At 66.2% G+C, this 13,224-nt stretch carries 15 protein-coding genes and 1 pseudogene; 11 read left to right on the top strand and 5 right to left on the bottom strand.

Annotated features, from left to right (window positions below; all coding sequences use genetic code 11):
- The 8 genes from WB785_RS23190 to WB785_RS23155 form a co-directional block, all read left to right on the top strand.
- The coding region (locus WB785_RS23190) for a crossover junction endodeoxyribonuclease RuvC (RefSeq protein WP_424082199.1) at positions 1-270 on the top strand (270 nt) is incomplete at its 5' end.
- Entirely contained in the window at positions 267-851 is a 585-nt protein-coding gene (ruvA, locus tag WB785_RS23185; protein ID WP_424082197.1) for a Holliday junction branch migration protein RuvA, read from the top strand. The genes WB785_RS23190 and ruvA, both read left to right, overlap by 4 nt.
- The gene (gene ruvB / locus WB785_RS23180) at positions 848-1,909 is read left to right on the top strand and encodes a Holliday junction branch migration DNA helicase RuvB (protein WP_424082195.1); all 1,062 of its coding nucleotides are present in this window, start codon (positions 848-850) and stop codon (positions 1,907-1,909) included. The genes ruvA and ruvB overlap by 4 nt, the downstream gene beginning before the upstream one ends.
- A gap of 50 nt (positions 1,910-1,959) precedes the next feature.
- Positions 1,960-2,199 (top strand): AbrB/MazE/SpoVT family DNA-binding domain-containing protein, encoded by a 240-nt coding sequence (locus WB785_RS23175; protein WP_422223812.1) that lies wholly within the window; start codon positions 1,960-1,962, stop codon positions 2,197-2,199.
- A gap of 5 nt (positions 2,200-2,204) precedes the next feature.
- Positions 2,205-2,630, top strand: coding sequence for a type II toxin-antitoxin system VapC family toxin (locus WB785_RS23170; RefSeq protein WP_424082201.1), 426 nt, complete (start codon positions 2,205-2,207; stop codon positions 2,628-2,630).
- Positions 2,631-2,668: 38 nt separating this feature from the next.
- Positions 2,669-2,890, top strand: coding sequence for a type II toxin-antitoxin system Phd/YefM family antitoxin (locus tag WB785_RS23165; protein ID WP_424082193.1), 222 nt, complete (start codon positions 2,669-2,671; stop codon positions 2,888-2,890).
- Positions 2,887-3,276 carry a DUF1304 domain-containing protein gene (locus WB785_RS23160; protein WP_424082191.1) on the top strand — a complete coding sequence of 130 codons (390 nt, stop codon included), beginning with the start codon at positions 2,887-2,889 and terminating at the stop codon, positions 3,274-3,276. The genes WB785_RS23165 and WB785_RS23160 overlap by 4 nt, the downstream gene beginning before the upstream one ends.
- Before the next feature lie 269 nt (positions 3,277-3,545).
- On the top strand, positions 3,546-4,202 hold the full coding sequence (locus WB785_RS23155; protein ID WP_424082189.1) for a hypothetical protein: 657 nt from the start codon (positions 3,546-3,548) through the stop codon (positions 4,200-4,202).
- Between the two features lie 60 nt (positions 4,203-4,262).
- Here WB785_RS23155 and car read toward each other — a convergent pair whose 3' ends face one another.
- On the bottom strand, positions 4,263-7,736 hold the full coding sequence (car, locus tag WB785_RS23150) for a carboxylic acid reductase (RefSeq protein WP_424082187.1): 3,474 nt from the start codon (positions 7,734-7,736) through the stop codon (positions 4,263-4,265).
- Positions 7,737-7,948: 212 nt separating this feature from the next.
- Between car and WB785_RS23145 the strand changes: the two genes are divergently transcribed.
- On the top strand, positions 7,949-8,245 hold the full coding sequence (locus tag WB785_RS23145; RefSeq protein ID WP_424082185.1) for a hypothetical protein: 297 nt from the start codon (positions 7,949-7,951) through the stop codon (positions 8,243-8,245).
- A gap of 55 nt (positions 8,246-8,300) precedes the next feature.
- Here the strand turns inward: WB785_RS23145 and gabT are convergent, their stop codons facing one another.
- The 4 genes from gabT to WB785_RS23125 all read right to left on the bottom strand — a co-directional run bounded on the left by gabT (position 8,301) and on the right by WB785_RS23125 (position 12,182).
- Positions 8,301-9,644, bottom strand: coding sequence for a 4-aminobutyrate--2-oxoglutarate transaminase (gene gabT, locus WB785_RS23140; protein ID WP_424082184.1), 1,344 nt, complete (start codon positions 9,642-9,644; stop codon positions 8,301-8,303).
- A gap of 43 nt (positions 9,645-9,687) precedes the next feature.
- Complete coding sequence (locus tag WB785_RS23135) at positions 9,688-10,011, bottom strand: hypothetical protein (protein WP_424082182.1); 324 nt, start codon at positions 10,009-10,011, stop codon at positions 9,688-9,690.
- A gap of 356 nt (positions 10,012-10,367) precedes the next feature.
- Positions 10,368-11,042, bottom strand: a complete 675-nt coding sequence (locus tag WB785_RS23130) for a nitroreductase family protein (RefSeq protein ID WP_424082180.1) — start codon at positions 11,040-11,042, stop codon at positions 10,368-10,370.
- 3 nt (positions 11,043-11,045) lie between these two features.
- Positions 11,046-12,182: an amidohydrolase family protein gene (locus tag WB785_RS23125; RefSeq protein ID WP_424082178.1), complete on the bottom strand. Its 1,137-nt coding sequence runs from the start codon at positions 12,180-12,182 to the stop codon at positions 11,046-11,048.
- Between the two features lie 121 nt (positions 12,183-12,303).
- Between WB785_RS23125 and yajC the strand changes: the two genes are divergently transcribed.
- Both yajC and WB785_RS23115 read left to right on the top strand, forming a co-directional pair.
- Positions 12,304-12,642 (top strand): preprotein translocase subunit YajC, encoded by a 339-nt coding sequence (yajC, locus tag WB785_RS23120; RefSeq protein WP_424082176.1) that lies wholly within the window; start codon positions 12,304-12,306, stop codon positions 12,640-12,642.
- Between the two features lie 99 nt (positions 12,643-12,741).
- Positions 12,742-13,224, top strand: a pseudogene (locus WB785_RS23115) (protein translocase subunit SecD); the annotation flags it as partial.

Genomic DNA, 13,224 nt, shown 5'->3' with positions numbered 1-13,224 from the left:
GACGTGCACTTCCACACGCCCAGCGAGGTCAAAGCCGCGGTTACCGGCAATGGCGCCGCCGGTAAGGCACAGGTCACCGCGATGGTCACCAAAATCCTTGGGCTGCAAGCCAAACCGACTCCAGCTGACGCGGCGGATGCCTTGGCGCTGGCGATCTGTCACTGTTGGCGTGCCCCGATGATCGCCCGGCTGGCTGAAGCGGAAGCTAAGGCCGCCGAGCAGCGCAAGAAATTCGCCGCGAAAGTCGCGAAAGTGAGGGCCGCAACATGATCGCTTCGGTGCGCGGAGAAGTGCTCGACATCGCGTTGGACCACGTCGTCCTCGAGGCGGCCGGCGTGGGCTACAAGGTAATGGCCACCCCGTCGACGCTGGCGACGCTGCACCGGGGCAGCGAGGCCCGGCTGATCATCGCAATGATCGTCCGCGAAGATTCGATGACGCTCTACGGCTTTCCCGACGGCGACGCCCGCGACCTGTTCCTGACTTTGCTGGGCGTCTCCGGCATCGGGCCTAAAATCGCGCTAGCAACGCTGGCCGTCTACGACGCGCAGGCGCTGCGCCAGGCTCTCGCCGATGGTGACATCACGGCGCTGACCCGGGTGCCGGGCATCGGCAAGCGCGGTGCCGAGCGCCTGGTGCTCGAACTGCGTGACAAGATGGGCGCCTTACCGGCAGCGACGGCCGTCAACGGCCACTCCGTGAGGAGTCCGGTCGTGGAAGCCCTTGTCGGACTTGGCTTTGCGGCCAAGCAGGCCGAGGAGGCCACCGACAAAGTCTTGGCCGGCGATGATGGGGCCAGCACCTCGACGGCCCTGCGCTCGGCACTCTCGCTGCTGGGGAAGACGAAGTGAGCCGGTTCGACGAAGACGACGACGTCGAGGACCGCGAGGTCTCGGCCGCCCTGACGGTCGGTGAAGGCGACATCGACGCCAGCCTGCGGCCGCGCTCGCTGCGGGAATTCATCGGCCAACCGCGGGTGCGCGAGCAGCTGCAGCTGGTCATCGAAGGTGCCAAAAACCGCGGCGGCACACCAGATCACATATTGTTGTCGGGCCCGCCGGGGCTGGGCAAGACGTCGCTGGCGATGATCATCGCCGCCGAGCTGGGCTCGGCGCTGCGGGTGACCTCCGGGCCGGCGCTCGAACGCGCCGGGGACCTGGCGGCGATGCTGTCCAACCTCGTCGAGCATGACGTGCTGTTCATCGACGAGATTCACCGCATCGCCCGGCCTGCCGAGGAGATGCTCTACCTCGCGATGGAGGATTTCCGCGTCGACGTGATCGTCGGCAAAGGCCCTGGGGCAACGTCGATTCCGCTGGAGGTAGCGCCGTTCACATTGGTCGGCGCGACTACCCGCTCCGGCGCATTGACCGGCCCGCTGCGCGACCGGTTCGGGTTCACCGCGCACATGGATTTCTACGAGCCGAGCGAGCTGGAGCGGGTGCTGACCCGCTCCGCGGGGATACTCGGCATCGAAGTCGGAGCCGACGCCGGAGCGGAGATCGCCCGCCGCTCGCGGGGCACCCCGCGCATCGCCAACCGTTTGCTGCGCCGCGTGCGCGACTACGCCGAGGTGCGCGCCGACGGCGTCATCACCCGCGATGTGGCAAAGGCGGCGCTGGAGGTCTACGACGTCGACGAGCTCGGCCTGGACCGGCTGGACCGGGCCGTGCTGTCGGCGCTGACCCGCAGCTTCGGCGGCGGCCCGGTGGGAGTCTCGACGCTTGCGGTGGCGGTGGGAGAGGAGGCCACCACTGTCGAAGAGGTGTGTGAGCCGTTTCTGGTGCGGGCCGGCATGATTGCGCGCACGCCGCGCGGCCGGGTCGCAACTCCGCAGGCCTGGACCCACCTCGGGATGACACCGCCGCCGAGGGCCAGCGGATTGGGTCAACCGGGACTATTCGAGTAGGTCGGCGCGGCGACACTGCCGACTGGGATTCCATTGGTACCATGGTCCCAATGGAGGCTGTCATTGATTCCGTGGGCCGAATTGTGGTGCCCAAGGCGCTGCGCGATGCGTTGGGTCTTACACCGGGAACGGTGGTCGATATTTCGCAGTACGGCAATGGGGTGCAGGTGACGCCCGGTGGCCGCACCGCGAGACTTGAACGCGATGAGACCGGCCGGCTGGTTGCTCGTAGCGACACCGTGGTCACCGATGAGGTGATGTTCGGACTCATCGACGCGGGGCGACGTTGACCGCTGTGGATGTGGTGGCGGTCGATACTAGCGTCGCCGTATCGCTATTGGTTGTCGGCCATGAATATCATGCGCAGGTTGCCGCGTGGGCTCGAGATCGGACACTGTGCCTGAGTGGTCACAGCTTGGCAGAGACGTATGCGGTGTTGACGCGGCTGCCTGGCGATGCCCGCGTGTCGGCGCCGGATGCGGTCAGTCTCATCGACGAGAACTTCGCCCAACCGCTCATGCTTTCGGCTCGCGCCGCCCGGTTGTGCCATCGGGAGTGCGCCGGCAAGGGTGTGACAGGTGGCGCGACCTACGACGCGCTGGTCGCGTTGGCGGCTCGTGAGCACAGTGTCCCTCTTGCGACGAGGGATGCGCGGGCAAGGTCAACCTATGAGGCTATCGGGGTTATCGTCGAACAACTGCCCGTACGGCTCGCCGATTGATCATTCGGCCCCATGGCGGCTGCACTAGGGAGTGTGCGATGAGCATTAGCGCAAGTGAGGCGAGGCAGCGGCTGTTTCCGCTCTTGGAACAAGTCAACACTGACCACCAGCCCGTGCGCATCACCTCTCGGGCCGGGGATGCGGTACTTATGTCGGCAGACGACTACGACTCGTGGCAAGAGACTGTTTACTTGCTGTGCTCTCCGGAGAACGCCAGACGGCTGATGGAAGCCGTCGCTCGGGACAAGAGGGCGCGATGATCACCGCCGCATTGGTATTCGCGGCACTGGCCGCGTTGCTGCACGTCTACATCTTCACGATGGAATCGCTGACCTGGACCAGTCGGCGCAGCCGCGCCACGTTCGGCACCACGGCAGAGGAAGCCGAGACGACCAAGCTGCTCGCGTTCAACCAAGGCTTCTACAACCTTTTCCTGGCGATCGTCACCGCGGTCGGAATTACCGCAATTGCATTGGGGCACAACGGCATCGGAGCTGCACTCGTATTCGCCGGCGTCGGATCCATGGCTTCCGCGGCCGTCGTGCTGCTGGTGTCGTCACCGGACAAAGCGCGAGCCGCGCTGACCCAGGGCGTCTTTCCGCTCATCGCGATAGTCCTTCTCGTGGTCGGCCTCCTCACGTCGTAATAATCCAAGCCGATCCAAACCAATAGGGCCGTTGCTAATCCTGCGATCCCCGCGGCGTGTCTCGAGAAGACGCCGAAGTCGCGGCGTTTGGTTCATGTTGGCGTCGTGGTTGCTGGCCGGTTCCGCGGCTCCGCAGCGCCGTGGCGCACCGCCGCCCGCTGGGCTAGCGTGGCACCCGCGCTGGTGGCCCAGCGTTACGTCGCCGGCGCAAATGGGTACTCAGCACGCGTTCAACACCCCCGGTGTCCAACTGTTTGAGGAGACTCGTAATGACTGACTCGCGGTCGGGTTTCGGCAGCCTGCATATGCCGCGCAGCCGTGGCGCGGTAAGCGGACTGCTTCTGATTATTCTCGGCGTGTGGGGGGCGTTGGTCCCATTCGTCGGGCCCTATTTCCATTTCGCTTACACCCCGGACCAGGTCTGGGCGTGGAACACGGCGCGCGGCTGGCTCGAGGTATTCCCCGGCGCCGTCAGCGTGGCGGGTGGCATTTTGCTGCTGATCTCGGGAAACCGCGCCACAGCGATGCTTGGCGGCTGGTTGGCCGTGATCGCCGGTGCCTGGTTCGTCGTCGGTCGCACGCTGGCGCCGACATTGCGGATCGGCAGCGCCGGTCAGCCGATCGGCGCGACGGACGCCAAGCGGGCTCTGCTCGAGATCGTTTACTTCTCCGGCCTGGGCGCGCTGATCGTCTTCCTCGGCGCAGCGGCCTTGGCGCGGATGTCGGTCCGGACGGCGCGTGACCTGGAATACGAACTGGCGAATGAGCCGGTGGCGGAGGCGGACACTTCGTCTGCTTACGCAGCACCGGCAGCGGCACCGGTGGTAGCTCCAGACGCCCCGACCGACGCGGCGCCGCACGCGCACCGGGAGGAAAAGAGCGGCTTGTTCCGCCGCCGCCGACACAGCAGCGCAGCCAGCCACTGAGCTTGACGCCGTGAGACCGATCGCCGCCGAGGGGTGGCGATCGGTCTCAGCGTGTGGACTCTAGAGCAGTCCGAGCACCTGCAGGTCGGTGGCGTACTTGACGATGATCGGCGCCGAGACATGCGGAATGTCTTTGTCCGGACCGATTTTCGCCTCTTGCACCGCCGCGCGGAACCGGTCGGTCGGAGCGATCGACCCGTTGATCGCCACTGATGGCCGCTGGTAGTTGTGCAGCAGTGGCAGCAGCGAGGCCTGTCGCTGCTTGTCCGGCAGCGCCCGCAGCGCCGTCTCGAATCGCTGCACCCATTCGCGGTAATCGTCGACCCGGTGGATCGGGTAGCCGGCCTCAATCAGCCAACCGACGTATTCGTCCATCCCGATGCCGTCGTCGTAGGGGTTCATCACGTGGTAGGTCTGAAACGTCGCAGCGCTGTCCAGGTTCTGCGCGCCCAGGGTCGAGATCGCCTCGGCGATGAACTCGACCGGCAAGCCGTCGTAGTGGGAGCGCTGCCGGTGCCCGTCGCTATCCAGCTCGTAGAACGAGCCAGGCGCGATACCGGTGGCGACCAGGCTGAGCATCATCCGGGTGAACATGTCCGGAAGGTTGAGCTGACCGGCGTATGTGGTGTCGGCCAGGATCATGTCGCAGCGGAACACCGCCACCGGCAGCCCGGCCAGATCATGCGCCTCACGCAGTAACACCTCGCCTGCCCACTTGCTGTTGCCGTAGCCGTTGGCGTAGTTGTCGTTGACCGCGCGGGCGGCACTCATGACGCGAACGTCGGCGTCTTCGGTGAACTTGCCCGGCTCGATCTGGTCGCCGACCCCGATCGTCGACACGTAGCTATACGGCTTGATCTTGGTCGTCAACGCGATGCGGATCAGCTCGGCGGTGCCAAGCGCGTTCGGTCCGAACAGCTCGCTGTAGGGCAGCACGTGGTTGACCAACGCCGCCGGGTCGACGATCAGGTCGACGGTGTCGGCCAGTCGTTGCCATGTCGCCGCATCCAGGCCAAGGTTGGCCTCGCCCTTGTCGCCGGCGATGACCTCCAAGTGGTCGGCGGCCAATTCGCGGTAGTGCGCCAGCAGTTTCGGGTCGCCGCTGTCGAACGTCTTGTCCAAGCGGGCCCGTGCCTCTTCGTCGGAGCGGGCACGCACCAGGGCGATCACCCTGCCGTCGACCAAGTCCATCCGCTCCAGCCACTCCAGCGCCAGGTAGCGGCCCAGGAAGCCGGTCGCGCCGGTCAGCAGCACGGTCCGAACCTCGGAGCTCGGTCCGGGCAGGTTCGGCGCGGCGGCCAGCGTGCCGGCGTCGAGGAACTTGTCCAATGTGAGGTCGGCGGCATGCACCTCGACCGCGCCGCGGCCGTGCACGCTCGCAAACGACGGCCGTTTGGTGCCTTGTCGCTCGCGCTCGATGTAGTCGGCGATGGCCTGCAGGTCGTTGGCCGGGCTGACGATCACGCCCACCGGCACATCGACGGCGAAGATCTCGTGTAGCAGGTTGCCGAATGTCAACGCGGACAACGAGTCTCCGCCCAGATCGGTGAAGTGGGCATCGGGTGTCAGATCGCTGGTCGCCGTGCCGAGCATGGCGGCCGCGGCACGGCTGACGGTCTGCAGCACGGGCGCGTCGGCGCCGCTGCGGCGCAGTTCGGCCAACTCGTTGGCTTGGCCTTGAGCCAAGTCGGCGTAGAGCTGTTCGAGGCGCTCGCCGTAGTGCTGCTTCAGCTTCGGCCACGCGAGCTTGCGAATCCCGGTCAGCAGACCGTTCTCCAGGGTGAACGGAGTGGTCTCGATGATGAAGTCGCGCGGCACCTCATAGGACTGCAAATTGGCTTGCCGGGCAACGCTTTGCAGCGACTCGGCGATCGCTGACTTCGACGCGTTGACGTCCGCGGGCACCACGACCGCCAGCAGGTAGGGCTGCGCGCTGTTGCCGTAGACGTAGATCTGGCGGACCAGCGGGCTGTTGCCGAACACCGCCTCCAGCTTGGCCAGCGTGACGAACTCGCCCTGCGCGAGCTTCAAAACGTTGTTGCGGCGGTCCACGTAGACCAGCCGGTCGGGGCCGACCTCGGCGAAGACGTCGCCGGTGCGGTAGTACCCGTCGGCGTCGAAGACGTTGGCGGTGGTTTCGGCGCGCTTGTAGTAGCCGGGGAACATGTTCTGGGTCCGCAGCAGCAGCTCACCGCGCGGATGGGGCCGGTCGGTGCTGAAGTAGCCGAGATCCGGAACGTCGACGAGTTTGTAGTCGACAACCGGCGGACGCTGAATTTCCCCGTCGAACAAGACCATTCCGGCCTCGGTGGAGCCGTAGCCGTCCAGCAGATGCATCTCCAGCAGCGACTCGACCCAGGTCCGCAGCTCAGGAGAGGTCGGAGCCGAGCCGGTCATCGCGAAGATGTAGCGCCCGCCAAGCAGCTCCTGGCGCTGCTCGACCAGCACCTGGGTCTCGACGGTCTCGCGGTCGGCGCCCTCGGCTATCCGCCGGCCCACTTCACTTTGGTACTCGCTGTACAACATCTCCCAGATGCGCGGGACGAAGTTCAACTCGGTGGGCCGCACCAGACGAAGGTCCTCCAGCAGCGTCGACAGATCGCTCTTGGCGGCGAAGTAGGCGGTGCCGCCGTTGCCGAGCGTGCCGTACAGGATGCCGCGGCCCATCACGTGGCTCATTGGCATGAAGTTGACCGTGATCGATGCGGCGCTCGGCCCGAACCAGTTCTTGGTCGAGCGGTTCCACATTTTCGCGACGTTGCTCTGCGGGTAGATGGCGCCCTTGGGTGCACCGGTGCTGCCCGAGGTGTAGATCAGCAGCGCCAACGGGTCGTCGTCGCCCTCGAATGCCGGCACTGCGGGCAACCCGGCGCCGCGCTCGCGAACCTCGTTCAGCGTCTCGATGGTCAGCCCGATGTCGGTCAGCCGCTCGTGGGCGCTCTGCAGCGCCTCGCGGTGGTCGTCGACCTCGGTGCGGTAGTCGAAGATGACCAGCCGTCCGGGGGTGTGGCCGGCGTCGGCGGCGGCAAGAAGCAGGTCGACCGCGTCAGATAGGTAGTCGACGCTGGCGGCGAGCACCGTGGGCTGGGTCTCGGTGACGATCGGCAGCAGCTGCGCGATCGCCGCGCTGGTCTGCAGCGGAACCGACACTGCGCCGATACGGCCCAGCGCGATGTCGATGGTGGTGTAGTCGACGCTGGTGAAACCGAGCACGCACACCCGGTCACCGGCGGCCACGACCCCGTCGCTCAGCGCACGGGACACTGCGTCGACGCGGTCGGCCAGCTCACCGTAGGTGACGGTGTCGAACCAGGGGAGCAGCGTGGCTGACGTGCGTCCGGTCTGCGGATCCTTGACCAGCTCGACGGCGCGTTGACCCAGCGCCGGCCGGTCCGAGTAGCCGTCGAGCACAGCCTTGACCACCTGCGGGAGTCTCGGCGCGGCCTTTTCGATAGCGGCGGCGACAGCCTGATCAGGTGCTGCGGCGGCGAACTGCGGGTCGTTGGCGGCCAACTCCTGGGGATCAATCGACATAAGGAAACCTCGGAACTTGCGAATTGGGAAATCTAGGAGGATGCCACGCTGCATCTAAGGACTACTACGTTAGCAAAGGTAACGATATTCCCGAAAGAGTCTGCGGAGATATTCCATTGTCACATGCGTCACTGCGTCGGCCGGTGTCGCCGATGTGCCCGCCTCTCAGCGACACCCAATCGGTTGTCAGACGGGGGTGCGACGGTCTGCTGATGAATAAAGCGCTGCAGCTCCGCGGAATTGAGCTTCGTTACGCACTGACAATGGAATTGTTCCGTCACGGCCCGGCGACCATTCCCCAGCTGACGGACGCCCTCGCGTGGCACGGGTTCGCTGTGTGCGGGCGGGCGTCGAAGTCCATTTCGGATGCGTTGCGGTGGGAGATGGGCTACGGCCGAGTGCGCCGGCTGGGACGGGGACAGTATGGGCCCGGTTCGATGCCGCGTGGCACCGAGCACCGGATTCATACCCGCGTCATGGCGTTGCGTGACCGGGCCGGTTGTCGCTGAGAGGCGGGCACATCGGCAGCACCGGCCGACGCAGCGACGCATGTGGCACGTGGGACTAGTTACAGGCCGCGAGCGCCTCGGCCACCACATGCAGCCCCTCGCTGAGTAGTTCGTCGCTGATCGTCAGCGGCGGCAGGAACCGCACGACGTTGCCGAAGGTGCCCGCCGTCAACACGATGACGCCGTCGGCGATGGCGCCGTTGGCCACCGCGTTGGTCAACGCGGCGTCCGGCTCGGCGGTGTCGCGTTTGACAAACTCGACGGGGATCATCGCGCCGCGGCCACGCACGTCGCCGATCCGATCGTCGGCGGCCTGCAGTGCGAGCAGCCGGTCCTTCATCAGCCGTTCGATCTGGCGGGCCCGGTCAAGCAGCCCGTCGGCCTCGATGGTCTCGATGGTGGCCAGAGCCGCGGCGCAGGCAACCGGGTTGCCGCCGAAGGTGCCGCCGACGCCGCTGGAGTGCGGGGCGTCCATGATCTCGGCGCGGCCGGTGACCGCCGACAGCGGCAGCCCGTCGGCGATGCCCTTGGCGATGCAGATCAGGTCGGGCTCGATGCCTTCGTGCTCGCAGGCGAACCACGCCCCGGTCCGCGCGATCCCGGTCTGCACCTCGTCGGCGACGAAGACCACGTTGTTCTTGCGACACCAGTCCAGCAGCGCAGGCAGGAACCCCTCCGCCGGGACGATGAAGCCGCCTTCGCCCTGGATGGGCTCGATGACGACGGCGGCCAGGTTCTCGGCGCCGACCTGTTTGGCGATGACGTCGATCGCGCGCTGCGCGGCCAACTCGCCGTCGGTGGCCAGTTCCTTGTCGATCAGCCCGTCGCGGAACGGGTACGACAGCGGTGCCCGGTAGATCTCCGGAGCGAATGGCCCGAAGCCGCTCTTGTACGGCATCGACTTGGCGGTCAGCGCCATGGTCATGTTGGTGCGGCCGTGGTAGGCGTGGTCGAACGCCACCACCGCCTGCTTGCCGGTATAGGAGCGGGCGATCTTGACGGCGTTCTCCACCGCCTCGGCGCCAGAGTTGAACAGCACTGAACGCTTCTCGCCGGAACCGGGGGTAAGCCGGTTGAGATGTTCGGCGACGGCGACGTATTGCTCGTAGGGCGTCACCATGAAGCAGGTGTGGGTGAAGTCGGCGACCTGGGCGCCTACCGCGTCGACGACACGGGGTGCGGAATTGCCGATCGTGGTCACCGCGATACCCGAACCCAAGTCGATGAACCGGTTGCCGTCGACGTCCTCGACGATGCCGCCGGCAGCGCGGGCCGCGAAGACCGGCATGGTGTTTCCGACGCCGTGCGAGATCGCCGCGGCTCGGCGCTTGGTCAGCGCCTGCGATGCCGGACCGGGGATTTCGGTGGCGAGGTGGCGACTCTGTTCGACAGCGGACACGTCAGCAGCCTATCCGGCGTAAAGCCCCGGCCACGACCCGAAATTATCCGGCGGGAGGCCCTTCGCCGAGTGGCCGGCACACGTTGGTAGTCGGGTCCCAGTACTGGCCGGGATCGCATCCCAGGGGTGTCGGCCCCTGGCCCAACGGCCGGCAGACGTTCCCGCTCGGATCCCACCATTGGCCGGGGTCGCAATTCAGCGGTGTCGGCCCGACGCCCAGCGGCAAGCAGGCTTTGCTGAACGGCTCCCAATATTGGCCGGGGTCGCACTGCGCCGAGCTGACCGCCGGCGTCGCGATCGTCACAACTGACATCGGCAGCAACGCCATCGCCGCAGCCGGTGCCATACAGCGAATGAATTTCTTCATTGCATGCCTCCAAAGGCTGCGGCGTCGATTGACTCGACCGTAGCAAAGGAGCGTTTCAGCGACCCAGGATCGGAGCAGTGAGGATGAACGGCACCTGGCACATGTCCCGCGATGGGTTGTAACGCAACCCGACGTTGCATTGACACACGCCGGCTTCCTCTATGAGCGATGAGCCGGAAGGACATGGCAGCGCTTGGCATGCACTGGAATGCGGGCTCCAAAATTGGCCGTCGTCGCACCATGCCGAACTCGCGGTCGGCATCGTCATAGCCCCCATCGGCATCAACGCGATCGCGGCCATTGGTGCTAGGAGGCGAACAGACTTCCTCATGTGTCAGCCTCCCGTACAGGATACGTCAGGGCGGGCCAAAAACGGGGCCGTCGATCGAATCGACGGAAGCAAACGAGGCGACCGGCGCGCGGCGAAGTCGACGAGGCCGGTGCACCGGATACCCCAAAGCAATCACCGCGGCTAGGGCCAGCGGGTCGGGTGCCCCGAGCAAAGCCTTCACCTGCTGCTCCTCGCGGATCGCGATGGTCGTGATCACACCGCCCAGGCCCTCGTCATGAGCGGCCAACAGAATGCTCCACGCGAACGGGTAGATCGAGGCGCCGCCGGCGAAGGTGTAGCGGTCAGCGTCGCGGTCCACCGCCGCCAGCATCGCCAGGTCGGCGAACACCGCGAGCAACGCCGGCGCTTCATCGAATCGCTCGGCGAAACCCCCTGGCGCCGCTGGGTTTTCGGCGGCAAGCGCACGCGCTTCGGCCTCGCGGTCATTGGTCGGCGCCCATGGCCGCAAGCCGGCGGCGCTTAACGCCATATAGTCCCGCGAGCCCTCCAGGTACAGATCCCGCAGCCGGCGTCGCCGCTCGGCGTCTTTGATCACGACGACCCGCCACGCCTGCGCGTTGGCGCCGCTGGGCGCGAAGCGGGCGGTCTCGAGCACGCGGGCCAGCACCGCATCGTCGACGGGTTGGTCGGTGAAGTCGCGAACTGCCCCGGTGGTGCGTAACGCCTCGCTGAGATTCATCGCTCAATGATGAAGCAGCGCGTCGACGTTGGTGTGGAAGAGGCCGGGCATCGCCGGCTCCTCGCAGCCCATCCGGCGGTAGTCGTCGAGCGGCGTCGCGGTGCCCTCGGAATGCGGGTAGTCGCTGCAGAACATGAACACGTCGCCGGTCATCTCGGTCAGCCGCTTGGGATCCTCGTAGGAGAACGACGACACGCGCACATGGTCGAGGAAGTACTCGCTCGGTCGGCGGGATAGCTTGGCCACCGGCTTGCCGTTCAGTTGGGTGGTGAAGTCGGCGGCGCCGTCTAGCAACAGCAGAAACTGCGGTACCCAGGACGAGCTCAGCTCGACGACGCCGAAGCGTAGCCGGGGATGGCGATCGAACACGCCGTGCAAAATCAGGTCCGTCAACGCCAATGCTGGCGGCACCCACAGAAACACCACTTCGGTCGCGGGTACCAGCTCGTCGGCCGGCTCGTCTGGATACCAACAATCGTCGAACACCCGCACCTGATCGGCGACGTGAAATACCGGGGTAATCGCGTGGTCGACAAACGCAGACCAAATCCGGTGATGCTCGGGATGCGACAGCGCGCGGCCCTCCACCGGTCCGGCGCCGATCATGGCCAGCGTGACACCGGCGGCCGCGAGCGTATCTAGTTGCGCCTCAAGCCAATCCGGGTCGCGCAGCGTGAGGTGTGCGACCGGGTGCAATCGTCCTCGGCCCTGCACCTGCACCTCGGCGCACCAGCGGTTCCACGCCGTCATATTGGCGGTCAGCGCGGCCAGCGATGACGCGAGGCGGCGCTCCCACAGCAGGCCGTAGTTGGGAAACACGACCGCCTCATCCAGACCGGCGTCGTCCAGCCATTGCACGCGAGATGCGGGCGAGATGTACGCAGCGGGTAACGCATCGGCGTACCGATACGACGCGGGTTCACCGGCCCGTTGGCGCTTGCGGTGATCCCCGCACGACGCGGTGTTACCGGGAAGATGGACGTCGGCCAGCGCAAGGTGGCCGCCGCGCCAGCTCAGCCAGGTGTAGCCGAGTTCGTCTTCAACCAGGCTCAGCGCTTCATCGCGCGCGGCCGGGTCAATGAAGTCGGCCCACAGCGAACCGCTCTCATACAGGTGCTGGTCCGAGTCGACGATACGCACCACATCGCCTGTTCTCCCACGCTGCTAGCCGTGCGTCAAGACGCGTGGCGGGTCGACCTCCGACGACGTAGTGGCAGACTGGTGACCGAATCCCAGACGAACAGGAAAGATCGTTGCCGTCATGAACCAATTGGTTGTCTTTTTACCGCTGCTCATCGTGTTGGGCGCGTTCATGTTTTTCGCCTCTCGGCGGCAGAAGCGTGCGATGCAAGCCACCATCGACCTGCACGAGTCGCTGCGGGTCGGCGACCGGGTGCACACCACCTCCGGGCTGCAGGGAACTATCCGGCATATCACTGACGACAACGTGGACCTCGAGATCTCGCCCGGCGTCGTCACCACCTGGATGAAGCTCGCGGTCAGGGACCGCATCGAGCCGGAGATCCTGGACGACGACGCCACTGAAGTCCCGGTGGCCGACGATTTCGCCGACGACCCGGAGCGACTGCCCAAGGACTAAGGTCAGCGGCCCGCCACGTACCCTTTGCGGGTGCAGTCGAATTGATCGACGCCCGACCCGCGGGGAGCGGATCGCACATGAGCGGAGGAGAGTCAACACGTGGCATCGCCATCGGCGCCGGTGCACCCTGCCCGCTACCTGTCGGTATTCCTGGTGCTGCTCATCGGCGTCTACCTGCTGGTATTCTTCACCGGAGACAAGCGGACCGCGCCAAAGCTCGGCATCGACCTGCAGGGCGGCACCAGGGTCACGTTGACCGCACGAACCCCGGATGGTTCGCGGCCGACCCGGCAGGCGCTGTCTCAGGCGCAGCAGATCATCAGCGACCGCGTCAACGGTCTGGGCGTCTCGGGTTCTGAAGTCATTGTCGACGGCGACAACCTGGTCATCACCGTTCCAGGCAAAGACAGCAGCGAGGCGCGCAACCTGGGGCAGACCGCACGGTTGTATATCCGTCCGGTGATCAATGCGTTGCCAGTGCAGAGCGGCGAGATGCCGCAGGGCCCGCAACGGTTGCCCGCCCCGCGGCCGAGGCTGCCGGGACGACTCCCCGGAGGCCCCGCGCCCGGCGCACCCCTACCT

This window comes from Mycobacterium sp. (genome assembly GCF_049585075.1).
GTDB lineage: Bacteria > Actinomycetota > Actinomycetes > Mycobacteriales > Mycobacteriaceae > Mycobacterium.
This window is presented reverse-complemented; position numbering and strand designations above follow the sequence as displayed.

Bases quoted from the DNA above. Each gene is read 5' to 3' on its own strand.
- ruvA (WP_424082197.1), top strand. From the start codon at position 267: ATGATCGCTTCGGTGCGCGGAGAAGTGCTCGACATCGCGTTGGACCAC.
- WB785_RS23175 (WP_422223812.1), top strand. From the start codon at position 1,960: ATGGAGGCTGTCATTGATTCCGTGGGCCGAATTGTGGTGCCCAAGGCG.
- WB785_RS23165 (WP_424082193.1), top strand. From the start codon at position 2,669: ATGAGCATTAGCGCAAGTGAGGCGAGGCAGCGGCTGTTTCCGCTCTTG.
- WB785_RS23160 (WP_424082191.1), top strand. From the start codon at position 2,887: ATGATCACCGCCGCATTGGTATTCGCGGCACTGGCCGCGTTGCTGCAC.
- WB785_RS23155 (WP_424082189.1), top strand. From the start codon at position 3,546: ATGACTGACTCGCGGTCGGGTTTCGGCAGCCTGCATATGCCGCGCAGC.
- car (WP_424082187.1), bottom strand. From the start codon at position 7,736: ATGTCGATTGATCCCCAGGAGTTGGCCGCCAACGACCCGCAGTTCGCC.
- WB785_RS23145 (WP_424082185.1), top strand. From the start codon at position 7,949: ATGAATAAAGCGCTGCAGCTCCGCGGAATTGAGCTTCGTTACGCACTG.
- WB785_RS23135 (WP_424082182.1), bottom strand. From the start codon at position 10,011: ATGAAGAAATTCATTCGCTGTATGGCACCGGCTGCGGCGATGGCGTTG.
- WB785_RS23130 (WP_424082180.1), bottom strand. From the start codon at position 11,042: ATGAATCTCAGCGAGGCGTTACGCACCACCGGGGCAGTTCGCGACTTC.
- yajC (WP_424082176.1), top strand. From the start codon at position 12,304: ATGAACCAATTGGTTGTCTTTTTACCGCTGCTCATCGTGTTGGGCGCG.